This is a genomic window from Salipiger mangrovisoli (genome assembly GCF_015223355.1).
Taxonomy (GTDB): Bacteria; Pseudomonadota; Alphaproteobacteria; order Rhodobacterales; family Rhodobacteraceae; genus Salipiger; species Salipiger mangrovisoli.
In genome coordinates this window covers 72709-95327 of the sequence record NZ_JADFFK010000008.1, presented here as the reverse complement: position 1 = coordinate 95327, position 22619 = coordinate 72709, and the positions used below count along the sequence as shown (strand labels likewise).

The 22619-nt window shown below is 67.1% G+C and carries 22 protein-coding genes; 12 read left to right on the top strand and 10 right to left on the bottom strand.

Going from position 1 to position 22619, the window contains the following annotated elements; translation table 11 throughout:
* The first annotated feature begins 2 nt into the window (after nucleotides 1–2).
* From nirB to cobA, 4 genes are read left to right on the top strand one after another with little or no spacing between them, the layout of a single operon-like run.
* On the top strand, nucleotides 3–2438 hold the full coding sequence (gene nirB, locus IQ782_RS12160) for a nitrite reductase large subunit NirB (RefSeq protein ID WP_194134914.1): 2436 nt from the start codon (nucleotides 3–5) through the stop codon (nucleotides 2436–2438).
* Nucleotides 2435–2767 (top strand): nitrite reductase small subunit NirD, encoded by a 333-nt coding sequence (gene nirD, locus IQ782_RS12155; protein ID WP_194134913.1) that lies wholly within the window; start codon nucleotides 2435–2437, stop codon nucleotides 2765–2767. The genes nirB and nirD overlap by 4 nt, the downstream gene beginning before the upstream one ends.
* Nucleotides 2767–5418, top strand: coding sequence for a nitrate reductase (locus IQ782_RS12150; RefSeq protein WP_194134912.1), 2652 nt, complete (start codon nucleotides 2767–2769; stop codon nucleotides 5416–5418). The genes nirD and IQ782_RS12150 overlap by 1 nt, the downstream gene beginning before the upstream one ends.
* Before the next feature lie 10 nt (nucleotides 5419–5428).
* Entirely contained in the window at nucleotides 5429–6232 is an 804-nt protein-coding gene (gene cobA, locus IQ782_RS12145) for a uroporphyrinogen-III C-methyltransferase (protein WP_194134911.1), read from the top strand.
* Nucleotides 6233–6274: 42 nt separating this feature from the next.
* On the opposite strand, the gene IQ782_RS12140 is transcribed toward cobA, so the two are convergent.
* The 5 genes from IQ782_RS12140 to IQ782_RS12120 form a co-directional block, all read right to left on the bottom strand.
* Entirely contained in the window at nucleotides 6275–6913 is a 639-nt protein-coding gene (locus tag IQ782_RS12140; RefSeq protein ID WP_194134910.1) for an aspartate/glutamate racemase family protein, read from the bottom strand.
* A 2-nt stretch (nucleotides 6914–6915) separates the two neighbouring features.
* A complete protein-coding gene (locus IQ782_RS12135) occupies nucleotides 6916–7755 on the bottom strand; it encodes an ABC transporter permease (protein ID WP_194134909.1) in 840 nt (279 codons plus the stop codon).
* 3 nt (nucleotides 7756–7758) lie between these two features.
* Nucleotides 7759–8622: an ABC transporter permease gene (locus IQ782_RS12130; protein ID WP_194134908.1), complete on the bottom strand. Its 864-nt coding sequence runs from the start codon at nucleotides 8620–8622 to the stop codon at nucleotides 7759–7761.
* A gap of 104 nt (nucleotides 8623–8726) precedes the next feature.
* Entirely contained in the window at nucleotides 8727–9992 is a 1266-nt protein-coding gene (locus IQ782_RS12125; RefSeq protein ID WP_194134907.1) for an ABC transporter substrate-binding protein, read from the bottom strand.
* Nucleotides 9993–10087: 95 nt separating this feature from the next.
* Entirely contained in the window at nucleotides 10088–11071 is a 984-nt protein-coding gene (locus IQ782_RS12120) for an ABC transporter ATP-binding protein (RefSeq protein ID WP_194134906.1), read from the bottom strand.
* Between the two features lie 261 nt (nucleotides 11072–11332).
* On the opposite strand from IQ782_RS12120, the gene IQ782_RS12115 reads away from it, so the two are divergent.
* Both IQ782_RS12115 and IQ782_RS12110 read left to right on the top strand, forming a co-directional pair.
* Nucleotides 11333–12046 carry an FCD domain-containing protein gene (locus tag IQ782_RS12115; protein WP_194134905.1) on the top strand — a complete coding sequence of 238 codons (714 nt, stop codon included), beginning with the start codon at nucleotides 11333–11335 and terminating at the stop codon, nucleotides 12044–12046.
* An 11-nt stretch (nucleotides 12047–12057) separates the two neighbouring features.
* On the top strand, nucleotides 12058–12870 hold the full coding sequence (locus tag IQ782_RS12110) for a GNAT family N-acetyltransferase (protein WP_240989255.1): 813 nt from the start codon (nucleotides 12058–12060) through the stop codon (nucleotides 12868–12870).
* A 49-nt stretch (nucleotides 12871–12919) separates the two neighbouring features.
* Here the strand turns inward: IQ782_RS12110 and IQ782_RS12105 are convergent, their stop codons facing one another.
* The gene (locus tag IQ782_RS12105) at nucleotides 12920–13321 is read right to left on the bottom strand and encodes a hypothetical protein (RefSeq protein WP_194134904.1); all 402 of its coding nucleotides are present in this window, start codon (nucleotides 13319–13321) and stop codon (nucleotides 12920–12922) included.
* A 228-nt stretch (nucleotides 13322–13549) separates the two neighbouring features.
* Nucleotides 13550–15070, bottom strand: a complete 1521-nt coding sequence (locus tag IQ782_RS12100; RefSeq protein ID WP_194134903.1) for an MORN repeat-containing protein — start codon at nucleotides 15068–15070, stop codon at nucleotides 13550–13552.
* A gap of 192 nt (nucleotides 15071–15262) precedes the next feature.
* Between IQ782_RS12100 and IQ782_RS12095 the strand changes: the two genes are divergently transcribed.
* A complete protein-coding gene (locus tag IQ782_RS12095) occupies nucleotides 15263–16921 on the top strand; it encodes an NAD+ synthase (RefSeq protein ID WP_194134902.1) in 1659 nt (552 codons plus the stop codon).
* A complete protein-coding gene (locus tag IQ782_RS30305) occupies nucleotides 16918–17982 on the top strand; it encodes a glycosyltransferase (RefSeq protein WP_194134901.1) in 1065 nt (354 codons plus the stop codon). The genes IQ782_RS12095 and IQ782_RS30305 overlap by 4 nt, the downstream gene beginning before the upstream one ends.
* A gap of 10 nt (nucleotides 17983–17992) precedes the next feature.
* Here the strand turns inward: IQ782_RS30305 and IQ782_RS12085 are convergent, their stop codons facing one another.
* Nucleotides 17993–18382, bottom strand: a complete 390-nt coding sequence (locus IQ782_RS12085; RefSeq protein ID WP_194134900.1) for a metallopeptidase family protein — start codon at nucleotides 18380–18382, stop codon at nucleotides 17993–17995.
* A gap of 192 nt (nucleotides 18383–18574) precedes the next feature.
* On the opposite strand from IQ782_RS12085, the gene IQ782_RS12080 reads away from it, so the two are divergent.
* On the top strand, nucleotides 18575–19126 hold the full coding sequence (locus IQ782_RS12080) for a 2OG-Fe(II) oxygenase (protein WP_194134899.1): 552 nt from the start codon (nucleotides 18575–18577) through the stop codon (nucleotides 19124–19126).
* Nucleotides 19127–19192: 66 nt separating this feature from the next.
* Here the strand turns inward: IQ782_RS12080 and IQ782_RS12075 are convergent, their stop codons facing one another.
* Nucleotides 19193–20122 carry an MBL fold metallo-hydrolase gene (locus tag IQ782_RS12075; RefSeq protein WP_194134898.1) on the bottom strand — a complete coding sequence of 310 codons (930 nt, stop codon included), beginning with the start codon at nucleotides 20120–20122 and terminating at the stop codon, nucleotides 19193–19195.
* A gap of 163 nt (nucleotides 20123–20285) precedes the next feature.
* Here IQ782_RS12075 and IQ782_RS12070 point away from each other — a divergent pair, with 163 nt between their 5' ends.
* The 3 genes from IQ782_RS12070 to IQ782_RS12065 are packed head-to-tail and all read left to right on the top strand — an operon-like array spanning nucleotide 20286 to nucleotide 21515.
* Complete coding sequence (locus IQ782_RS12070; RefSeq protein ID WP_194134897.1) at nucleotides 20286–20495, top strand: hypothetical protein; 210 nt, start codon at nucleotides 20286–20288, stop codon at nucleotides 20493–20495.
* Nucleotides 20496–20520: 25 nt separating this feature from the next.
* Complete coding sequence (locus IQ782_RS30300) at nucleotides 20521–20769, top strand: DUF6976 family protein (RefSeq protein WP_338092580.1); 249 nt, start codon at nucleotides 20521–20523, stop codon at nucleotides 20767–20769.
* A gap of 2 nt (nucleotides 20770–20771) precedes the next feature.
* On the top strand, nucleotides 20772–21515 hold the full coding sequence (locus IQ782_RS12065) for a DUF6976 family protein (RefSeq protein ID WP_338092579.1): 744 nt from the start codon (nucleotides 20772–20774) through the stop codon (nucleotides 21513–21515).
* Between the two features lie 120 nt (nucleotides 21516–21635).
* Here the strand turns inward: IQ782_RS12065 and IQ782_RS12060 are convergent, their stop codons facing one another.
* The gene (locus tag IQ782_RS12060; protein WP_194134896.1) at nucleotides 21636–22592 is read right to left on the bottom strand and encodes a 1-phosphofructokinase family hexose kinase; all 957 of its coding nucleotides are present in this window, start codon (nucleotides 22590–22592) and stop codon (nucleotides 21636–21638) included.
* Nucleotides 22593–22619 lie beyond the last annotated feature (27 nt).

The following is a 22619-nucleotide window of genomic DNA, read 5'->3' as shown; positions in this document are numbered from 1 at the left end:
ACATGACGAAGAAACTCATCGTGATCGGTGCCGGCATGGCCTCTGGCCGCATGCTGGAACACCTGATCGACGCAAACCCCGATGCCTATGACATCACCCTGTTCAACGCCGAGCCGCGCGGCAACTACAACCGCCTGATGCTCTCGCCGGTGCTGTCGGGCGAGAAGACCTACGAAGAGATCGTCACCCATGACGCCGCCTGGTACGAAGAGCGCGGCGTGACCTGCCGCTTCGGCGAGAAGGTCGTGGCGATCGACACCGAGAACAAGGTCGTCACCGGCGAGAACGGCGCCCTGCCCTACGACAAGCTGGTCATCGCCACCGGGTCTAACCCGTTCATCATCCCGCTTCCGGGCCACGATCTGCCGGGGGTGATCCCCTACCGCGATCTCGAGGACACGGAAGCGATGATGGCCCTCGGCGCAGGCAAGCGCGCGGTGGTCATCGGCGGCGGTCTTCTGGGGCTGGAAGCCGCCGCCGGCATGGCCGCACGCGGCACCGAGGTCGACGTGGTGCACATCATGGGCCACCTCATGGAGCGCCAGCTGGACGAGGCGGCGGGCTACCTGCTGCGCCGCTCGCTCACGCAGAAGGGCATCCGCGTCCACTGCAAGGCCAACTCGAAGCAGATCCTCTCGGATGACAACGGCCATGTCCGCGCCCTGCAGCTCGACGACGGCACGGAACTGCCCTGCGACCTGCTGGTCATGGCGGTGGGCATCCGCCCCAGCACCGCGCTTGGCAAGGAGGCGGGTCTCGAGGTGAACCGCGGCATCGTTGTCGACGATCACATGGTGACCTCGAACCCCGATGTTCTGGCCCTTGGCGAATGCGTCGAGCACGCCGGGGCGATCTTCGGCCTTGTCGCGCCGCTCTACGATCAGGCCAAGGTTCTGGCCAAGACCCTGCTCGGCGAGGAGGCCCGCTTCGTTCAGAAGGAGGTCGCCACCAAGCTCAAGGTCACCGGCTGCGATCTCTTCTCGGCGGGCGATTTCGCCGAGGGCGAGGGCCGCGAGGACATCGTCTTCCGCGATCCCGCGCGCGGCGTCTACAAGCGGCTGATCCTTGAAGGCAATCGCCTGATCGGCGCGGTCATGTATGGCGATACCGCCGACGGTGCGTGGTTCCACGGCCTCATCAAGGACGCCACCGATGTCGAGGAGATGCGCGAGACGCTGATCTTCGGACCGGCCTACCAGGGGGGGGCCGCTGCGGACCCTATGGCGGCCGTTGCAGCCTTACCGCGTGACGCGGAGATCTGTGGCTGCAACGGCGTCTGCAAGGGACAGATCGAAGACGCAATCAACGCCGGCGCCGGGGACCTCGGCGCGGTGCGGGCGAAGACCAAGGCGAGCGCCTCCTGCGGCACCTGCACCGGGCTGGTCGAGCAGATCCTGAGCGCGACGCTGGGTGATGCCTTCGTCATCCCCGCGGCGCAATCGGTCTGCGGCTGCACCGACCTCAGCCATGAGGACGTGCGCCGCCTGATCAAGTCGCAGGAGCTGAAATCGCAGGAGGCGGTCTGGCAGGAACTGGGCTGGACCACCCGCAACGGCTGCCATGTCTGCCGCCCGGCGGTGAACTTCTACCTGCTCGCCGACTGGCCGCTCGACTATGTGGACGACCCTCAAAGCCGCTTCGTCAACGAGCGCAACCACGCCAACATCCAGAAGGACGGCACCTATTCGGTGATGCCCCGCATGTGGGGTGGCATGACCACGCCGCAGGAACTGATGGCGATCGCGCTGGCGGCCGAGAAATACGGCGCCACGGTGAAGGTCACCGGCGGCCAGCGCATCGACCTGCTGGGCGTGAAGAAGGAAGACCTGCCCGGCATCTGGCACGATCTGAACGAAGCCGGCATGGTCTCGGGCCACGCCTACACCAAGGGTCTGCGCACGGTGAAAACCTGCGTCGGTTCCGAATGGTGCCGCTTCGGCACGCAGGACAGCACCGGGCTCGGCATCGCGCTCGAGCGGCGGCTCTGGGGCTCGTGGACGCCGCATAAGGTCAAGCTGGGTGTCTCGGGCTGCCCGCGCAACTGCGCCGAGGCCACCTGCAAGGACGTCGGCATCGTCTGCGTCGACTCTGGCTTCCAGATCGGCGTCGCCGGGGCCGCGGGCATGGACGTGAAGGAAACCGAGCGTCTGGTCGACGTGCCCACCGAGGAAGAGGCGATGGAATGGACCGTCGCCTTCATCCAGCTCTACCGCGAGAACGCCAAGTATCTCGACCGGCCCTACAAATGGGTCGCCAAGGTCGGGCTCGACTGGGTGAAGGAGACCCTCGCCGACGCCGCCGAGCGGCAGGCGCTGGTCGAACGCTTCGACCTCTCCCAGTCCGTCTACCAAAAGGACCCCTGGGCCGAGCAGGCCAAGCCGGAGGTGGCACGCCGCTTCCACCCGCTCGCCGATCTCACGCTGGAGGCTGCGGAATGAACTGGATCGACATCGGACATATCGACGACATCCCCCTGCGCGGGGCGCGGCTGGTGAAGACGCCGGTGGGCTGCGTGGCGATCTTCCGCACCGCCGAGGCCGAGGTCTTTGCCGCCTCCAACACCTGCCCGCACAAGGCCGGGCCGCTGTCCGAGGGCATCCTGCACGGCCAGAAGGTCACGTGCCCGCTGCACAACTGGGTGTTCGACCTGAACACAGGCGAGGCGCAGGGCGCCGACGAGGGTCGCATCGCCACCTACCCGGTGCGGCTCGACGGGGATCGCATCCTGCTCGACGGCATCGCCGTCGGAAAGCGGAGTGCCGCGTGATGGACGGCTCGGGCCTGCCCGAAATCCGCTCGACCTGCGCCTATTGCGGCGTCGGCTGCGGCGTGCTGCTGCGCCCCGACGGGGCGGGCGGGCTCGATGTGCGCGGCGACCCCGCGCACCCTGCAAACAAGGGGCGCCTCTGCTCCAAGGGCTCGCAGCTGGGCGAGACGCTGGGCCTCGAGGGGCGGTTGCTCGCGCCTCGTGTCAACGGGATCGAGACGGGTTGGGACGCCGCGCTCGATCTCGTTGCCCTGCGCTTCCGCGAGACCATCGCCGAGCACGGGCCCGACAGCGTGGCCTTCTACGTCTCGGGCCAGATGCTGACCGAGGATTACTACGTCGCCAACAAGCTGATGAAGGGCTTCATCGGCTCGGCCAACATCGACACCAACTCGCGGCTCTGCATGGCCTCGACCGTGGCGGGCCACAAGCGCGCCTTCGGCACCGACACCGTGCCCGGCACCTACGAGGACCTCGAAGAGGCCGATCTCGTGGTGCTGGTGGGCAGCAACCTTGCCTGGTGCCACCCGGTGCTGTTCCAGCGCGTCGTCGCCGCCAAGAAGGCGCGCCCGCAGATGAAGGTGGTCGTGGTCGACCCGCGCCGCACCGCCACCTGCGACGCCGCCGACCTGCACCTGCCGCTGAAGGCGGGGACCGACGTGGCGCTGTTCAATGGGCTGCTGACCGAGATCGCCGTACAGGGTGCGGTGGACGAGGCGTTCATGGCGCATGTCGAGGGGTTCACCGCGGCGCTGGAGTCCGCTTCGGACGACGATCCCGCGCGCACCGGGCTCGACGCCGCCACGCTGCAGAAGTTCTACGACCTCTTCGTGCGCACCGAGAAGGTGGTCACGGTGTTCTCGCAGGGGGTGAACCAGTCCTCCTCGGGCACCGACAAGGTCAATTCGATCCTCAACTGCCACCTTGCCACCGGCCGTATCGGCAAGCCGGGCATGGGGCCGCTCTCGGTGACCGGCCAGCCCAACGCCATGGGCGGGCGCGAGGTCGGCGGGCTGGCGAACATGCTGGCCTGCCATCTCGATATCGAGAATGTTTCCCACCGCTCCGCCGTGCGCGAATTCTGGTCCGCGCCGACCATCCCCGACAAGCCCGGTCTCAAGGCCGTGGACCTCTTCCAGGCGGTGGGCGAAGGCCGGATCAAGGCGCTCTGGGTGATCCACACCAACCCCGCCGTGACCATGCCCGATGCCGACCGCGTGCGCGACGCGATCAAGGACTGCCCTTTCGTCGTGGTCAGCGACATCACCGCCGCCACCGACACCGCCCGGCTCGCCCACGTGTTGCTGCCCGCCACGGCTTGGGGCGAGAAGGAGGGCACCGTCACCAATTCCGACCGCACCATTTCGCGCCAGCGCGCCGCCCTGCCTGCACCGGGCACGGCGAAACCTGACTGGGAAATCCTCTCGGAAGTGGGAAGGCGCATGGGCTGGCCCTCGGCTTTCGACTACGCCTCCCCCGCCGAGATCTTCCGCGAATACGCCGCGCTCTCGGGCATCGCGGGCGGCTTCGGCAAGGATTTCGACATCTCCGGCCACGCGGGTCTCACCGATGGCGAATATGCTGCACTTGCGCCCTTCCGCTGGCCCTATGCCGGGGCCCGCAAGGGCGGGCGGTTCTTCGGCGACGGCGCCTTCTACACCGAAAGCGGCAGGGCGCGCATGGTGCCGGTGAAGTGGAAGGACTTCGCCCAGAAGACCGCGCCGCGCTTCCCCTTCCGCTTCAACACCGGGCGCATCCGCGACCAGTGGCACACGATGACCCGCACGGCGCGCTCGCCGCGGCTGTCGGCCCACCTCGCCGAACCCTTCATCGAGATCCACCCCGAGGACGCGGCGCAGCTGGCGATTTCCCCGGCGAGCCTCGTGCGGGTCTCCTCGAACCGCGGCAGCGCCCTGCTCCGGGCTCTGATCACGGACAAGGTGCAGCGCGGCGAGGTCTTCGCCCCCATGCACTGGACCGGCGAGACCGCGCCCGCGGCCCGGATTGACGCGCTTGTGCCCCCTGTCACCGACCCGATTTCTGGCCAGCCCGAGAGCAAGGGCGCGGTGGTTGCGCTCGCGCCCTATGAGGCCAAGTGGTACGGCTTTGCCGTCTCCTGCACCGAGATGGCCCCCGAGAGCGACTACTGGGCCGTCGCCCGCACCGGGAACGGCTGGCGGCTGGAGATGGCCGGCAGCGCGGCACCCGAGGACTGGGAAGCCGAGGCGCGCCGGCTCTTCGACCTGCCACGCGCCGAGGCGCAGGTGGTCAGCGATCCGCGCCGCGGCACCGTCCGCATCGCCTTCCATGCCGAGGGCCGGCTGCTCGCCGCGCTCTTCGTCTCGCCCGAGCCGGTGGTGGTCATGCGCAGCCATGTCGCGACGCTGCCCGGCGAAGAGGCGCCGCATGTGCTCACCGGCCGCGCCCCTGCCGACCAGCCCGATCCGGGCCCGGTGGTCTGCGCCTGCTTCAATGTCGGCGTGAACACCATTCTGGACGGGATCGAGACGCAGGGGCTGATGAGCGTCGACGCCATTGGCGCGGCGCTTCAGGCCGGCACCAACTGCGGCTCCTGCCGCCCCGAGCTAGCCGCCCTGCTGGCCCGCGCGAAGACCCCCGCCCCCGAAGTCTCTCCCGAAGCCGCAGAATGAGGATCCCGAGATGAGCGTTCTTCCCAGTTTTCCGATCGCGTCCCCGGACGAGATGCCCGCCAAGGGAACCATTGCCCTCGTCGGTGCCGGTCCGGGCGCGGCGGACCTGCTGACCCTGCGCGCGGCTTCGCGGCTGCAATCGGCGGATGTGATCTTCTACGACCGGCTCGTCGATCCCGAGGTGCTTGCGCTGGCCGGGCCGCGCGCCGAGCTGGTCTTCGTCGGCAAGGAGGTCGGGGCGCATTCCTGGCCGCAGGAGCAGATCAACGCGGTGATCGTCGCCGCCGCGCTGCAGGGCCGCAATGTCGTGCGGCTGAAGTCCGGCGATCCCGGCATCTTCGGCCGCGCCGCCGAAGAGCTCGAGGCGGCGCGGATGCATGGCATCGAGACCGAGATCGTCCCCGGGGTGACCGCCGCCATGGCCGCCGCCGCCCGCGCCGGGATCCCGCTGACCACCCGCGGCGAGACCGATGCGCTGGTGCTGGCCACCGGCCACGCCCGCGCCGGAGATCCCATGCCCGACTGCGCCCGCCACGCGCGGCCCGGCGTCGCGCTGGCGCTCTACATGGCGGTGGGCCAGTCGGAGCGGATCACCCGCGCGCTGCTCGAGACGGGCATGCCCGAGGACGCGCCGCTGACCATCGCGGTCGAGGTCTCGAAGCCCGGAGAGCGGATCATCACCGGACATCTGGCGGAACTGCCGGAGCTGCTGGCGCAGCACGAGGTGACCGGCTGCGCGGCGATCATCGCGAGCTGGCCGAAGATGACGAAAGCAGGGGTCTGCGTGCGAGCGGCGGCCAAGGCCCTGGCCTGAGCCGCGCCTCGCTCGGCGGCCGTTGCCTTCAATCCGGGCGGGTCACAGCGCGACAATCAGCCGTGCCGCGCTTTCCACGCCATCGATGATCGGCTTGTCGAAACGCTCCCGCAGATGCGCGGTCAGCTTCGCCATGCCGGCGCAGCCGAGGATCACGCAGTCCACGCCGTCCCCGGCAATCGCCCGCGCGGTTTCCGCCGCCACCGCGTCACGCGCCGCGTCGGGGTCCTGCTCCAGCGCCAGCACCGGCACGTCGGAGGCACGGACCTTGCCGAGCAGGTGCTCGAACCCGTAGGTGATGATGTTCTCCTCGAGGATCGGCACCGATACTGCGAGTGTGGTGACCACCGAGAAGCTCCAGCCGCGCAGGGCAGCGCGATGGTAAGCCGCCTGTCCGATCCCGATCACCGGCACCCCAGAGCGCGCCTGCGCGCGCGCCAGCGCGGTGTCGTCGAAGCAGGCGATGATGATGCCCTCGAAGCCTTCGGCATTGGCCCTGTCGATCAACGCGAGCAGGGGCGGCGCGGCCTCCAGCCCGTCGGCATGGCCCTGGATGGCGGGCGGCCCTTCGGCGCTGGTCCAGCCCTCGAGCGCCACACCCGGCACCGCGGCGCGTGCCACCTCCAGCATCGCGTCGGTCATCGCCTTGGTGCTGTTGGGATTGATGATGACGAAGGCCATGCTCAGACCATGCCCTTGCCCGCATCGGAGCCCTGTTTCGCCCGCTTCTTGTTCATCGACCAGACCGTCAGCAGGAACACCCCGATGATCCCCAGCGAGAAGGCGGTGGTCAGCGAGCCGAGCGCGAAGATCACCGGCGTGGTGACATTGGTGGTCATGCCGTAGATCTCCAGCGGCAGCGTGTTGTAGCTGCCGGCGGTCAGCAGGGTGCGGGCAAATTCGTCGTAGCTGAGGGTGAAGCCGAAAAGCGCGACGCCGATCAGCGAGGGGGCGATGATCGGCAGCACCACGTGGCGCAGCGCCTGCCAGTTGCTCGCGCCCTGGTCGCGGGCGGCCTCCTCGAAGGATTTGTCGAAGCGGTTGAACACGGCGAACATGATCAGCAGGCCGAAGGGCAGCGTCCATGTGAGCTGCGAGCCGAAGCCAGAGCTGGCCCAGTGGATCGGCAACCCGGCCTGGCTGAAGATCAGGCCGACGCCCAGCGAGACGAGGATCGAGGGGATCACCAGCGCGGTGATCACCAGGTAGAAGAGCACCGCGTTTCCGGCGAAGCGCTTGCGGAACGCCAGGCCGCCCATCACCGAGACGACGACGGTGGTCACCATCACCATGAGCCCCAGCGCGAAGCTGCGGCGGAAGCTGCCCCAGATGTCCCCGACGGCCTGCTGCTGGAAAAGGTCGTGGAACCAGTGCAGCGAGGTGCCGCGCATCGGGAAGGTGAGCCCCCCTTGCGGACCCTGGAAGCTGAGGATCGCGATGGTGAAGGTGGGGCCGTAGAGGAACAGCAGGAACAGCACGAAGAAGGCGCCGAGCACGTAGAAGGAGCGGGGGCGGGTGTCCATGGATCAGAGCTCCTTGCGGATGTCGACGAAGCGCAGAAGGATGCCGATGACCATCAGCACGGTGATCAGCAGCACCACCGCCGTGGCCGAGGCCGAGGGATATTGCAGCAGCGCGATGTCGTTCTGGATGAGGCGGCCGACGTTGGCCGATTGCGAGCCTGACATGAAGCGCACCGTAACGAAGTCACCCATCACCAATGTGACAACGAAGATCGTGCCGATCATGATGCCCGGCTTGCACAGCGGGATGATCACGTTGGTCAGCGTCTGGAAGCCCGAGGCACCGCCGTCATAGGCCGCCTCGATCAGAGATTTGTCGATGCGCATCATCGTGTTGAAGATCGGCACCACCATGAACAGCGTATAGAGATGCACGAAGGCGAGGATCACCGAGAAATCCGAGTAAAGCAGCCAATCCAGCGGCTCGTCGGTGATGCCCGCCGAGATCAGCGCCGAGTTGGCCAGCCCGTTGCGCCCGAGAAAGGGAATCCACGAGATCATCCGGATGATGTTCGAGGTCCAGAACGGGATGGTGCAGAGCAGGAAGAGCGCGATCTGCCAGGTCTGGGTGCGCACGTGGAAGGCGAGGAAATAGGCCACGGTGAAGCCGATCCCCAGCGTGAAGGCCCAGACGATCAGCGCGTATTTGATGGTGTTGCCGAACACCCGGTAGGTCACCGGCGAGCCGAAGAGGAAATCGTAGTTCTCCCAACTGAAGGCCGGGATGATCGAAAACTCCGTCGCCTGCCAGAAGCTGACGACGACGATCATCGCGATGGGCAGCACCAGGAAGAGGATCAGGACCAGCGTCAGGGGCGAGGCCAGCAGCCAGCCGGAGAGATGTCGGTTCGTTTCGCCAGCGCGCATGGGGCCTCCGGAAGATGGGTCGTTCGATGCAGGGGGGGCCCTGCATGAGGTGCCGCGCCCCGGCACATCCGGGGCGCGGCGATCCTTGGATCACATCGGGCGCATCAGGCCGCGATGAACTCGTTCCACTTGCGGACCATGTACTGGTTCTCGTCCATCACGGCGTTCCAGCAGGCGACGGAGCCCATGCGCTCCTCGAAGGAGCCGCCGTCGCGCACTTCGCCGGCCTGCGCCATGGCGTCGCCGAACGGGTTGGTGATGACGTCGGTGGCTTCCTTGCCCTCGAACCAGTAGCCCCACTCGTTCTCGGACATGTGGTTCTTCGAGGTTTCCGGAACCGCCGAATAGTAGCCCTGGCGCATCAGGAAGCCGCCGACCCAGCCGTCGAGGTACCAGTTGATGTACTCGTAGGCCGCGTCCAGCTCGAGACCCGAGAGGTTCTTCGACAGGCCGATGCCGCCGCCCCACGAACGGTAGCCCTCTTTCAGCGGCTGGTAGACGCAGTCGATGCCGCGCGACTTCACCGCCGTGATGGCGGGCGACCACATCGACTGGATCACCACCTCGCCCGAGGCCATCAGGTTGACGCTCTCGTCGAAGGTCTTCCAGAAGGCGCGGAACTGGCCGGCTTTCTTGGCCTCGGTGAAGATCGCCATGGTCTTGTCGATCTCTTCGCGGGTCATGTTGCCCTTGTCGCCATAGGCGATCTCGCCCATCGCTTCGCAGACCATGGCGGCATCCATGATGCCGATCGACGAGATGTCGAGGATCGAGGCCTTGCCCTTGAACTCGGGGTTCAGCAGCTCGGCCCACGTCTCGATCGGACGACCGATGAGGTCGGGGCGGATGCCCAGCGTGTCGGCGTTGTAGATCGTCGGGATGAGCGTCATCCAGTTGGTCTGTTCCGAGGCGAAGGTGGTGCCGTCGGGACCGTCGGTGAAGCCGACGGTGTGCGGCGCGGTGCCCTGCGCGATGGTCGACTCGGGCGTCAGCTTGCCGTCCTTGAAGATGCCGACGATCTTGTCGTAGTTCTTGATCTTGCTGACATCCATGGCCTGCAGGTTGCCGGTCGGCCAGACCTTCTTGCAGATCCAGTACTCGATGTCGGCGATGTCGAAGCTGCCGGGCTGGGTGGCGGCGCGCTGGGTGACGGCGTCCGAGTCGAGCGCGGTCATCTCGAGCGTGAAGCCGAGGTCTTCCTTCACCTTCTGCCCCACTTCGTTGAGGTTCGACACGCCGGTGCCGAACTGGCGCAGGGTCACGTCCTTGATGTTCTGCGCCCAGATCATCGGTGCGGGGAAGGCGCTGGCGGCGCCGGCGGCAGCGGCGCCCTTGAGCAGGCTGCGGCGGCTGAGGGTCGGTTTGGTCATTCTGGTCTCCCTGTGAGAAGTCTTTTCTGTTTTGGGTCTTGGGCAAATGCGTATTTGAAAAGAGAAGAAGCGGCCGGGCGGCGGCCTCTCTGGGCTCAGGCGCGGAGCGGATGCAGCGCCTGTTCGTCCCAGCTGAGGCCCACGCCGTCGCCGGGAGATTTCGGATCGGAGAAGAACTGCGCCTCGGGCACCCAGGCGGTGACGTCCTGGTCGCCAGCGGTGAGGATGGTGACCGCCACATGCGCGCCCTGGAACTCGACCGAGGTGACCCGGCCATCGAGCTTGGCGCCCTGCTGCGGCGCGAGCCGGGTCAGGTCGTTGCGGATGGCGAAGCGCCCCTGCGGCAGCGCCAGCACGTTGTGGCCGCCCATGAAGCGGGCGACGAACTCGGTCTTCGGGGCGTTGAACACGTCGCGCGCGCTGCCCGCCTGCTCGATCACCGCGTTGTTCATCACCACGATCTCGTCCGCCAGGGCCAGCGCCTCGTCCTGACCGTGGGTGACATGCACGAAGGTGATGCCAAGCTCGCGCTGGAGCCGCTTGAGCTCGGCGCGCATGCGGATTCGCAGGAACGGGTCGAGCGCCGAGAGCGGCTCGTCGAGCAGCAGGATCTGCGGCTCGGTGATCAGCGCGCGGGCCAGCGCGACGCGCTGCTGCTGGCCGCCCGAAAGCTGCGACGGCAGGCGCCCCTCGTATTGCGTCATGTCGACGAGGGCGAGCATCTCCATCGCCTTCTTCCGGCGGGTGGCGGCATCGACGCCCTTCATCTTGAGGGAAAAGGCGACGTTGTCGGCCACCGTGAGGTGCGGGAAAAGCGCGTAGCTCTGGAACATCATCGCCGTGCCACGCTTGGCCGGCGGCAGGTAGGAGATGTCCGAGCCGCCCAGGACGATCGAGCCGTCGCTCACCGTCTCGTGCCCGGCGATCATCCGCAGCGTCGAGGACTTTCCGCAGCCCGAGGGTCCGAGCAGGCAGGCATAGACGCCCGGGCCGAAGTGGTGGTGGATCGCATCGACAGCGACCGTGTCACCGTAGCGCTTTGTTAGGCCGACGAGTTCGAGATCGAGTCCTTGGCGCATGTGTCCCCCGTTGATCAGGCCCCAGGTCCGCGGCTGCGGTTGCTTCCCGATCCTGTGCCCGCGGCCTGCGAAAAACGAAGCCCGGGGGCAGTACGGGCGGGGAAAATTCTGAAACCCGCCCAAATTTTCACCAATGTTCCCGGTCCATGTGCACTTTTTAGATACAGATTGTACACGATCCATCAAACGATCCCATGCGTTACCCCGCTCTCTTGTGCGAGGCATCGCGGTAAAGGACAGTGGTTCCGAAGGGAGACGCATGTGACCACAGAGAAGGCAAAGGCCTCCAAAGAGACGGATCGCGGCAAGGGGTCAAAGGCGCGCGCCGTCGCCGATGCACTGACGCTGGCGGTGCACGAACATCGGCTGGCGCCGGGCCTCAAGCTGAACGAGGACGAGGTCGGCGAGATTTTCGGCGTGGGCCGGACCATCGTGCGCTCGGCGCTGCAAATGCTGGCGCACGACCAGCTGGTGACCATCGAGCCGAACCGCGGGGCCTTCGTCGCCGAACCCTCGATGCGCGAGGCGCGCGAGGTCTTCGAGGCCCGTGCCCTGCTCGAGCCGCGCACCGCCCGCTCGGCGGCCGAGCGCATTACCCCCGAGGGAATCGCCCGGCTGCGCGCCCACAACAAGGCCGAGCACGCGGCGCTCGACCGCGGCGATTTCGGCACCGCGCTGCGGCTCTCGGGTGAGTTCCACATCGAGATCGCGCGCATCGCCGACCAGTCCACCATCGCCGAGTTCATCACCCAGCTGATCGCAAGATCTTCACTGGTCATCGCTCTTTACTGGCGCAGACCCAAGGCAATGTGCGAAACTCATGCGCACGAGGCGCTGCTCAACGCCCTGGAACGGGGCGACGGCGCCACGGCGGAGGAAATGATGAAAGGCCACTTGCTCGACCTGTTGTCGTCGCTCGATCTGCGCGAGGCGCCGCCGCCGCCGCAGACCCTGCGCGACGCCCTGCGGCCATGATGCTGCGGACCATGACCCGGGCCGACCTGGACCGGGCGCTCGACTGGGCAGCCGAGGAAGGCTGGAACCCGGGATTGGAAGACCTAGGCGTCTTCTACGACACCGACCCCGGGGGCTTCTTCTGCGCCGAGCTGGGCGGCAACATGGCGGCGGCCATCTCGGTGGTGAACCACACGGACAGCCTCGCCTTTCTCGGACTTTACCTCTGCGCCCCGGCCTATCGCGGGCAGGGCATCGCCCATGCGCTCTGGCTGCACGCGCTGAAACATGCGGGTGCGCGCACCGTCGGGCTCGATGGCGTGCCGGCGCAGCAGGAGAATTACCGGAAATCCGGCTTCGTTTTGGCGGGGCAGACCAAGCGCTACGCCGGGGCGCTGCGCGCCGGGAACGGCAAGAGCGTGACCTCGGCCTCGGCGGCGGACCATCCGCTGCTTATTGAGATGGAGCGCCGGGCCTGCGGCTACGCCAAGCCCGCCTTCTGCGCCGCCTGGCTGGAGCCGGACCAGACGCGTTTCACCTTGGTTCATCGCAGCAATGGAACCCCGGACGGCTTCCTGACGCTGCGCCGTTGCCGCGTCGGCTGGAAGATCGGTCCGCTCTGTGCACCCGATCTCGACGTGGCCAAGACGCTGCTCGAGGCGGCGGCGCAGCACAGCGGCGATGCGCAGGTGATGATCGACCTGCCGACCGAGTCGGCGGAGCTCGCAAGCCACTGCCTCGAGATGGGGCTGGCGCCGATGTTCCACACGGCGCGCATGTACCGAGGCCCCGCGCCACTGCCCGGCCCCGGCCTGCATGCGGTCGCAACCTTGGAACTGGGCTGAAGTCCACGGGATTCGACTGCGCGGCTGACGCAAGCTGGGCGCGCTCCGTTCAGAGCGGTGCCCCGCAGCTCCCATCCTCGACCGCATAGGCCTGGAAGAGATACTTCCCGACCATACCATTTCCCAGCAACAGCTTGACACCGATAAAGTCAGGGGCGGTCAATTGCGCCTGCTGGGCGATGAGCGGCAGCACCCGCGGCGCATAGTAATTGCAGATCGCGGCAGAGAGTTCCGGGAATTTCCCCTCGACGGTTCCATCCGGCAATACGGCATCTGACCTGATCTGCAATTCCACGCCCTTGCCATATTCCGAATGTGTCGAGACGCCGACATCGGCGAGCTTGAGCTCGACCTTCTGGTTTTCCTCTGCCGAAAGCACTGCGGGACACCCCGTCATCGCCAGCGCCAGAACCGCACAGATCCCAGATTTTGCAATAGGCCCAAATACCATACCAAATCCCCGCCACTCGAAACCTCACTGGACGCGCTCCACCCGGAACGCGATCCCTTGCAATGAACCAAGACCATGCAATTGCACGAGTAAAGAATAAAATCTGCAAGTCCCCCGATACAAATAGACGACGTCACGGAACCGCGGGGATCATTCCGCGCCGCGGGGTTTGACAAGGGCCAATTGCGTTCCGTGAGTTGGCGCGCGCGGTTCAGGCGCGCGCCCTACTCAATCTGCGGCCGGAGCGTCCGCTGCCGCGCCCGGCTCTTGCGGCAGCCCCTCCTCGGCGGGTGCCTCGGCGTCGGTGCCGGGGTCATCCGCGGGGGCCTCGCTTTCCTGCACCGGGGTGTCGGAGGTGAGAACGCCGTTCACCCAGGAGCCGGTGCTCTGCTCGCCAGTGGCATAGCGCATGGTCCCTTCGCCCTGGCGCTTGCCATCCTTGAAGTGGCCCTCGTAGACATCGCCATTGGCATAGGTGGCGACGCCTTCGCCCTCGATTTCGCCTGCCACCCAGGCCCCTTCGTAGCGGAAGCCGTCGGGCATGGTGATCGCGCCCTGCCCGTGACGCTGGCCGTCGCGGAAGGCGCCGGTGTAGGTCGTGCCGTCGGGATAGGTGGCGACGCCCTCGCCGTGGCGCTGGCCGTCCTGCCACTCGCCCTCGTAGCGGTAGCCATCGGGGTAGGTCATCACGCCCTGACCGTCGTTGCGGGCATTCTTGAAGTCGCCTTCGTAGATCAGGCCGTTGGCATAGCGCGCCACGCCCTCGCCCTCGATCACCCCTTCGACCCAGGCACCCTCGTAGGTCGAGCCATCGGGATAGGTGATCTTGCCCTCGCCATTGGCGAGATCGCCGAGGAAGGCCCCCTCGTAGACCGAGCCGTCGGGATAGGTGACCTTGCCCTGACCCTCGATCTGGCCCGAGACCCAGTCACCGTCGTAGCGGTAGCCATCCTCGCCGATGAAGGCACCGGTGCCCTGCCGCTGGTCGTTGTCGAACTGGCCCTCGTAGATGTCGCCGTTGGCATAGGTGACCTTGCCCTGACCCTCGCGGCGGCCGTCGACCAGCTCGCCCTCGTAGACGTCGCCGTTGGGCTGGGTCAGCGTGCCGACGCCATCGATCTGGCCCTCGCGCCAGGTGCCCTCGTAGACCAGCCCGTCGGGCATGGTCAGCTTGCCCTGGCCGTCGCGCAGCCCGTTGGCGACGCGACCCTCGAAGACCGAGCCGTCGGGATAGGCGATCTCGGCGTTGCCCTGCTTGACGCCGTTCACCCAATCGCCCTCGTAGCGGTAGCCATTGGGGCCGGTCATCACGCCGCGCCCGTGGTGCAGCGCGTTGCGGAAGGCGCCCTCGTAGCGCATGCCGTTGGCGTATTGCATGACCCCCTTGCCAGTGATCTTGCCGTCGAGCCACGACCCCTCGTAGGTGCCGCCGTCGGCAAAGACGATGCGGCCCACGCCTTCGGGCTTGCCCTTGGCGAACTGGCCCTCGTAGACCGAGCCGTTGGGGAAGCGCGCGACACCCTCGCCGCGGATCTCGCCCTCGGCCCACTGACCGGTGTATTCATAGCCGTTGGGCAGCCGGTAAGTTCCGGTGCCATGCTGCAACCCGTTCTGGAAGGTGCCCTCGTAGACCCCGCCGTCATCGTATTGCTTGGTCTGGACCTCGCCGCCCTCGACCTGCGCGAGTGCCGGATAGGTCAGCGCCGCAACCGCCGCTGCCGTAAGGATGGTTCTGCCTGAGAGCTTCATGCGCCTTCCCTGCCGGCCCCTTGCCGGATGCCTGTTGTTTTGCCCCGAAAAATGGCCGAAAAATCGACCCCTCTGCCGCCGCGAAACTAAACAACACCCCCTTGGCTGACAATCTCTTTTGCCCTCAGCTTCTTCCCCTCCGGCGTGGTTCTGCTATGTGGGCACGCGGATGTGACCAAAAGGACGTGGCTCATGGGTGACCGTTTCCGCCTGACCATCGCGCAGCTCAACCCGACCGTGGGCGATCTTGCCGGCAATGCCGCCAAGGCCAGGGATGCCTGGGAGAAGGGTCGCGATGCCGGTGCACAGCTTGTCGCCCTGCCCGAGATGTTCATCGCCGGCTACAACGCCCAGGATCTGCCGATGAAGCACGCCTTCACACTGGATTGCATGGAGGTGGCTCGGAAGCTGGCGGAAGACTGCGCCGACGGCCCGGCGCTCGGGATCGGCTGCCCGTGGGTCGAGGGAACCGAGCTCTTTAACGCCTATCTCATCTGCCGCGACGGGCGCATCGTCACCGAGGTCTTCAAGCACCACCTGCCCAACTACGGCGTCTTCGACGAGGTGCGGGTCTTCGACAGCGGCGACATCGGGGGCCCCTATGCTGTGGGCAACGTCCGCATCGGTTCGCCGATCTGCGAGGACGCCTGGTACGAGGACGTGGCCGAGACCCACGCAGAGACCGGGGCCGAGTTCCTGCTGGTACCGAACGGCTCTCCCTACCGCAGGGGCAAGCATGACACCCGGCTCAACAAGATGGTCGCCCGGGTCATCGAGACCGGCCTGCCGCTGATCTACCTCAACATGGTGGGTGGGCAGGACGACCAGATCTTCGACGGCGGCTCCTTCGTGCTGAACCCCGGCGGGCGAGCGGCGCTGCAGCTGCCGGTCTTCGAGGAGGAGATCGCGCAGGTCGACATCGTGCGTACCCCCGAGGGCTGGCGCGCCGAGGACGGGCGCTTCGTGCAGCACCCGAGCGAGATGGAGCAGGACTACCACGCCATGGTGCTGGCCCTGCGTGACTATTGCCGCAAGACCGGCTTCGGCAAGGTGCTGCTCGGCATGTCGGGCGGCATCGACTCGGCGCTGGTGGCGACCATCGCCACCGACGCGCTCGGGGCCGAGAACGTGCGCTGCGTGATGTTGCCGTCGGAATACACCTCAGAGCATTCGCTCGAGGATGCCAAGGCCTGCGCCACGAACCTCGGCTGTCACTACGACTTCGTGCCGATCGCCGAGGGCCGCGCGGCCATCACCAACACGCTGGCACCGCTCTTCGAGGGGCGGTCCGCCGACCTCACCGAGGAAAACATCCAGTCGCGCCTGCGCGGTCTGCTGTTGATGGCGCTGTCGAACAAGTTCGGCGAGATGCTGCTGACCACCGGCAACAAGTCCGAGGTCGCGGTGGGCTATGCCACGATCTACGGCGACATGGCCGGGGGCTACAACCCGATCAAGGATCTCTACAAGACCCGCGTCTTCGCCATCTGCCGCTGGCGCAACGAGAACCAGCGGCCCTGGATGCAGGGACCCGAGGGCGAGGTGATCCCCGAGCGGATCATCACAAAGCCACCCTCGGCCGAGCTGCGCGAGGACCAGAAGGACAGCGACAGCCTGCCCGACTACCCGGTGCTGGACGGCATTCTCGAGATCCTCGTGGACCGCGACGGCTCGATCGCCGATTGCGTCGCGGCGGGCTTTGACCGCGCCGACGCCAAGAAGGTCGAGCACCTGCTCTACATCTCGGAATACAAGCGCTTCCAATCCGCCCCCGGCGCACGCCTGTCGCAAAAGGCCTTCTGGCTCGACCGGCGCTACCCCATCGCCAACCGCTGGCGGGACAACGGGTGAGCAAGGTGCGGCCGCGGATCCTCTTCGTCGTCGAGCGCTTTCACACCAACCTCTGGGAAGCCACGCGGGCGCTCGATGCGGCGCAGATCGACGTGGCGGTCTGGGGCAGTGGCAGCGGCAGGACCGAGGATCACAGCGTCGTCGCGCCGCGGCTGTTTCCCTATGACGCAGACCCCGAGGCGTTTCGCGCCGCCTGGCAGGCTCTGCAGCCCGATGTGGTGATCCTGCGCAATGTCGCCGCGCATCGTCGCAGCGTCGCCAAGCTGGCACGGCAAAGCGGCACACCGATGTGGTTCTACGACCTCAACCCTTACCATTGGCGCGAGCCGCTGAAGCGCAGGCTGACGCGCCGCTTCCAGGGCCTGCCTCTGCGCCGGGTGACCCCGGTTCTGGGGCTCGACAACGGCCTGCGCCCGAACCGCGACGCGCGCTACATCCCATGGCCGGTGATGGCCGCGCCCGAGGCCAGTGCCGACGATCTGGTGCAGCGGGCCGACGGGCCCGTCACTGTGCTTTGCGTGGCCAAGCTTCACAATCCGCGCAAGAATCAGGGGATGGTGATCGACGCTCTGCGCGCGCAGGGACGCGCCGGAAAGGTTCGGCTACTGCTTGCCGGCACCACCGGCGATCCCGAGCAGAACGCCCCGCAGATCGCAGCACTGCAAAAGTTGGCCGCTGAGGAACCCTGGCTTGAACTGCATGCCAACGTGCCGTTCCGGGACATGCCGCGGCTCTATCGGCAGACCGACGTCTGCATCCTGCCCTCGGTACGAGAGCCCCTCGGCTTTGCCCCGGTGGAATCCATGGCCTACGGCTGCGTGCCGGTGATCTCGACCGACGCGGGGTCGGCGGGGTATCTGCAACATGGCGTGAATGGCCTGCACGTGGATGTCGCGCAGCCCGGCGCGGTCGAGGCGGCGCTGACCTCGCTCATCGAGGATCCTTCTCTGCGCCAGCGTCTTGGAACTGCCGCCAAACGGACCGCCGAGGATGAATTGGGGGCCCGGCGCTTCGTCGAGCGGATGCGTGCGCTGCTGCGCGAAAGCGGTGTTGAAGCCTGATTTCCCGGCGTCACTCCCACCAGCGGTCGATGCTGGCGATGTCGTCATCGGACCAGCCGAAGTGATGCGCGAACTCGTGCACCGTGACGTGGGTGACCAGATCTTCCAGCGTGACATCCCTGCGCTCGCGCCACTCCTGTAGAATCGGTTCGCGGAACAGCCACACCGTGTCGGGATAGGGCGAGGGCCAGCTCGACGATTTCTCGGTCATCGGGATGCCCTCGTAGAGGCCGGTCAAGTCGATCGGATCGTCGATCTCCATCTCGTCGAGGATCTCGTCCGGCGGCCAGTCCTCGATGCGCAGCACCACCTCGGCGGCGGCGGCGCGGAAGGGCATCGGCAGGGAGTCGACCGCGGCGCGGGCCATGGTCTCGAAGGCGGCGAGATCGGGATCTTTCATCCGCCAGATATGGCCCCTGTCGAGGGCCGGGAAAAGGGGGGACGGCACGCCGCGACATCCCGCCCGCCCGGCTTCCCGCCGGCCGCTCAAAATGACGCGAAGACAGGTCGCTTTCAGGCGTTCCTGTCGCAAACGATACAGATTCTCCCGGCGTCCGCCCTTAGCTGCGCGCTTCGCCCAAGGAGAATTCCCATGATCACCGTCCACAGCATCCCCGCAGCCTTTTCCGACGCGGACTGCACCCGTCTCGTCGAGATCGCGCGCACCGCCGAGGCTTCGGATGCGCGCCTTGTGGGACAGCAGCGCGCGCACAACCTGCGCCGCGCCGATCTGGTGTGGCTCGATGACGTCGAGGGCACGGACTGGGTCATGGAGCGGATCATCGAACTGGTGCGCGACGCCAACCGCAGCGCCTATGACTTCGCGCTCGACGCCTTCGACGAAAGCGCTCAGGTCGCCCGCTACGGCGCCGAGCGCGAGGGGCATTTCGATTGGCATTCGGACATCGGCGAGGGCAGGCTCGCCGCGCGCCGCAAGCTGACCATGGTGGTGCAGCTCTCCGAGCCGGAGGCCTACGAGGGCGGGGCGCTGGAAGTCATGCCCTCGAACCACATCGTCACGGCCGGAAAAGCGCGCGGCACGGCGACGCTGTTTCCCTCCTACATGCTGCATCGGGTCACCCCGGTCACCGGCGGTGAACGCCATTCGCTGACCATCTGGGCTCACGGGCCGGCCTTCCGCTGACCGCAGCCTGCACGCAGACGGCGCGGCCCATCGGACCGCGCCGCGCCGTGGTCCTGCCGCCCGAGCTCAGGTCATCAGCAGCTGGTAGCTGTGCGGGATGTAGCGGAAACCATCTCCTTCGGCGGCGACATAGCCGATCGCCGGAAACGGCATGTGGTATCCGATGAAGGGGGTCTTTTCCTCGGCGAGCATGCCGAAGACCTTGCGCCGGGACGAGGCGGCGAGCTGCTTGTCCATGTCGAAGCGCACCTCCCAGTCCGGCTTGCCGACCGACCACACGTAGTGGTTGGCCAAGTCAGCGGTGAGCATCATCTTCTGCCCATCGCTCTCCAGCGCGAAGCACATGTGGCCCGGCGTGTGGCCGGGCGCCAGAACGGCGGTGATCCCCGGCGCGACCTCTGCGTCGTCGGTGAGGAAGCTGAACCCCGACTCGAGCGGGCGTACCTTGCCCTCAAACCCTTCGTTGCCGGCGGCGGACCAATGGTCCCACTCGTCCTGCCCGGTGATCAGCGCGGCATTGGCAAAGGTCGCGACACCGCCCTCCGAGAGCCCCCCGATATGGTCGCCATGCATGTGGGTGATCACTACGTGGCTTACATCCTCGGGCGTGTACCCCGCCGCTTCGACCGCCGCGACGATCCCTGCCGGATCAAGCCCGGTGTCGAAGAGGATCAGAGCGCTGCCTGTGTTGACCAGCGTCGGCGTGAAAAAGAACTGCGCCTTGTCGGTGGGGATATGCGCCGCCTCCGACACTTCGGCGAATTCCTCGGGGCTGGCGTTCATCCCGAAGGTGCCCTGCGGCTCGGGCACGGTGCGCGTGCCGGCCATCATCGCCGTTACCTCGAAGCTGCCGAGCGGCACCCGGTAGACGCGCGGCACCTGCGGGCCCTGCGCGTCCTGGGCCCGCGCGGGAGCGGCGCCCCCGAGACCGGCGGCAATCGGCAGCGCCGCGGCGCAGGTCAGAGCCGCGCGCCGGGTGATCTTGTCCTTGTCCATTGTCGTCTTCCTCTCCTGCTGTCCTGTGCCAAAGCATAGCTCATCGACACCATCAGGCCAGAACCGCGGCCCGGCCGCATCATCACATGCGCGTATTTGCGCCCCGTTAATCGGAATCACCGTAGCCCTGTCCGCGATCGCTTGACCGGTGAAGGAGCCCCGGATGATCCCGGACCCATCGAACCCCTGCTGGCGCCGCGTGCTGACCTCCGAGGCCGAGCTTTCGGGCGCGGTGCTGGCCACCAAGATACTCGTGACCCGGCTGCGCCGCGAGGTGAGTGCGAAGCCCGCCGAGATGACCTCAAAGATCACCGAGCTGCGCGGCTATTTCGAGAAGAATGCCTTCGCTACCAAAGACATCGCCCTGTTCTGAAACCGCCCGCACGGAAAGGACTCCCATGAAGAACACCCTGATGACCCCGGCGCAGGCGGCCGATCGCATCACGGCGGGCGCGACGCTCGTGATCGCCGGCTCGGAAGCGGCGCTGCAGGGACTGCCCCGCGGCCGCTGGATCGGCGGCACATCGGTCTATTTCATGACCGAGAACGGTGGCCACGTGGACCAGGAAAACCTCTTCGTCACCGAAATCGAGGCGGTCGAGGACGCCCGCCCCTTCTCTACGAGGGCGAGGACCTTCCGAGCCTGACAATGGGCCGCTACGACAGCGGCCTGTCGGTGATCCTGATCCCCGCCTTCAGCCGTGCGCATGAGACCTATGCCCTGGGCGCGGCGGAGTTCCCCGGCCTGTTCGACCAGCCGGTCATGGGCTGGATCACCGGTGTCCATCTCGACGAACTCGCGCAGACGAAGCCCAAGGTCTTCGACGGCAGCCGCGGCATCGCCCACGCGGAGGGCGCGATGGTCCTGCACGTGAAGCTGCCCGCCGAGCGGATCGCCAACGTCGAGATCCTCAACCTCTTCGAGCAGGACGACTCCGGGCCGGAAATCATCTTCCCCGCAACCGGGTTTTCCGCACGCCATGCGGTGGTGGCCGGGCAGAAGGTGGATTTCGCCGAATGGGTCGAGTCGCAGAACATCGACACACGCCTGCCGCTGGTGGCAAATTACGCCGGCGCGATGATCAACGTCTCCTTCCAGTCGGTCGGCGCGCAAGAGGTCGCCTTCTACGCCCCGGTGATCGAGGGCGTGCCCTACCGCATCGCCCGCAACCCCGGGGATTATGCCACCGTCTTCGCGCAACGCGCGCAGGGCGACGGCGCGCAGGAGCTGTCGTGCAACTGCATCCTCAACTTCCTTTTTGGCGAGCTCGAGCAAAAGCGGACCGGCAGCTTCACCGGCCCTGTCACTTTCGGAGAGATCGCCTATATCCTCTTGAACCAGACCATGGTGCGGCTTCAGCTGCATCGGCTGGAACATGCCGCGGTCGCCTGACCGCCTCTCTCCGTCCCCGGCCATGTCTCTCCCTGGTCGGGGGCTAGGGCCCCAACCTTGAAAACCTTCACCGACAAGATCCGGGAAACCGCTCGGAAAACCGCAGGCGATCGTAGGCGGTCAGCGCATCGCGATCCGGGTTGCGCCGCATTGGTCGAGCAGCCCCTGTACCATGGCCCGCGTGCAGAGCCGCGTCCCTGGCGTGGTCACCGTCGCGCTCGCCGCGGCGGCGCCTAGCGCCAGCGCCTCGGGCGCGCCCAAACCGCCGGAAATCCCGTAGGCATAGGCCCCGACGAAACTGTCGCCGGCGCCCACCGCCGAGAGCACCGAAACTTTCGCCGCGCTCACCTGCCAGAGCCCGTCCGGCCCCGCCATGACAGAGCCGTCCGCGCCCCGCGCCAGGATCACCCGCTCCGCCGCGCCGCGCGCCACGAGCTCCGCCGCGAACCGCGCCGAATCCGCGCGGGTCATCAGCGGTCGCCCGGCCAGTTCCTCGGCCTCGATACTGTCCATGCGCAGCACGGCCGGCGCGGGATCGGTGCCTCTCGCCAAGTGCTCCAGCACCGGCCCCGATGTGTCGACGATCAAGCAGGCGCCGCGATCCTTCAGAGCGCGCGCCAACTGCACCGGGAAATCGTCCGGCACCCCCGGCGGCTGGCTGCCGCTGAGAACGACGATACCACCTTCATGCACGGCGCTGGCAATCGAGGAGAGCGCGTCCAGCACGTCGCTTTCTCGCCAGACCGGGCCGGGCATGACGAACCGGTACTGCGCGCCACTGTGACGGTCGTGCACCGCCATGCTCTCGCGGGTCTCGCCCGGCGCGCGCATGCGCACCATGGGCAGCCCCAGCTCGGCCAGCGCCGCTTCGAGCCGCATGCCCGTCGGCCCCCCCAGCGCCAGAAACGCCCGCGCCGGACCACCCAGCTCTGCGGCGACCCGGGCGACATTGATGCCGCCGCCGCCGGGATCGACGCTCGGCGTGTCGCAGCGCAGCTTCGGGCCGGCCACCACGCGGTCGGTGGTGGTCGCCAGATCGAGTGCGGGGTTGAGCGTGACGGTCAGAATGTCTCTCATGACGCGGAGAATACACCGGATCGGCAC

Excerpts from the sequence above, each read along its gene's own strand:
- nirB (WP_194134914.1), top strand. The coding sequence starts at position 3 with ATGACGAAGAAACTCATCGTGATCGGTGCCGGCATGGCCTCTGGCCGC.
- nirD (WP_194134913.1), top strand. The coding sequence starts at position 2,435 with ATGAACTGGATCGACATCGGACATATCGACGACATCCCCCTGCGCGGG.
- IQ782_RS12150 (WP_194134912.1), top strand. The coding sequence starts at position 2,767 with ATGGACGGCTCGGGCCTGCCCGAAATCCGCTCGACCTGCGCCTATTGC.
- cobA (WP_194134911.1), top strand. The coding sequence starts at position 5,429 with ATGAGCGTTCTTCCCAGTTTTCCGATCGCGTCCCCGGACGAGATGCCC.
- IQ782_RS12140 (WP_194134910.1), bottom strand. The coding sequence starts at position 6,913 with ATGGCCTTCGTCATCATCAATCCCAACAGCACCAAGGCGATGACCGAC.
- IQ782_RS12135 (WP_194134909.1), bottom strand. The coding sequence starts at position 7,755 with ATGGACACCCGCCCCCGCTCCTTCTACGTGCTCGGCGCCTTCTTCGTG.
- IQ782_RS12130 (WP_194134908.1), bottom strand. The coding sequence starts at position 8,622 with ATGCGCGCTGGCGAAACGAACCGACATCTCTCCGGCTGGCTGCTGGCC.
- IQ782_RS12125 (WP_194134907.1), bottom strand. The coding sequence starts at position 9,992 with ATGACCAAACCGACCCTCAGCCGCCGCAGCCTGCTCAAGGGCGCCGCT.
- IQ782_RS12120 (WP_194134906.1), bottom strand. The coding sequence starts at position 11,071 with ATGCGCCAAGGACTCGATCTCGAACTCGTCGGCCTAACAAAGCGCTAC.
- IQ782_RS12110 (WP_240989255.1), top strand. The coding sequence starts at position 12,058 with ATGACCCGGGCCGACCTGGACCGGGCGCTCGACTGGGCAGCCGAGGAA.
- IQ782_RS12105 (WP_194134904.1), bottom strand. The coding sequence starts at position 13,321 with ATGGTATTTGGGCCTATTGCAAAATCTGGGATCTGTGCGGTTCTGGCG.
- IQ782_RS12100 (WP_194134903.1), bottom strand. The coding sequence starts at position 15,070 with ATGAAGCTCTCAGGCAGAACCATCCTTACGGCAGCGGCGGTTGCGGCG.
- IQ782_RS12095 (WP_194134902.1), top strand. The coding sequence starts at position 15,263 with ATGGGTGACCGTTTCCGCCTGACCATCGCGCAGCTCAACCCGACCGTG.
- IQ782_RS12085 (WP_194134900.1), bottom strand. The coding sequence starts at position 18,382 with ATGAAAGATCCCGATCTCGCCGCCTTCGAGACCATGGCCCGCGCCGCG.
- IQ782_RS12080 (WP_194134899.1), top strand. The coding sequence starts at position 18,575 with ATGATCACCGTCCACAGCATCCCCGCAGCCTTTTCCGACGCGGACTGC.
- IQ782_RS12075 (WP_194134898.1), bottom strand. The coding sequence starts at position 20,122 with ATGGACAAGGACAAGATCACCCGGCGCGCGGCTCTGACCTGCGCCGCG.
- IQ782_RS12070 (WP_194134897.1), top strand. The coding sequence starts at position 20,286 with ATGATCCCGGACCCATCGAACCCCTGCTGGCGCCGCGTGCTGACCTCC.
- IQ782_RS30300 (WP_338092580.1), top strand. The coding sequence starts at position 20,521 with ATGAAGAACACCCTGATGACCCCGGCGCAGGCGGCCGATCGCATCACG.
- IQ782_RS12065 (WP_338092579.1), top strand. The coding sequence starts at position 20,772 with ATGGGCCGCTACGACAGCGGCCTGTCGGTGATCCTGATCCCCGCCTTC.
- IQ782_RS12060 (WP_194134896.1), bottom strand. The coding sequence starts at position 22,592 with ATGAGAGACATTCTGACCGTCACGCTCAACCCCGCACTCGATCTGGCG.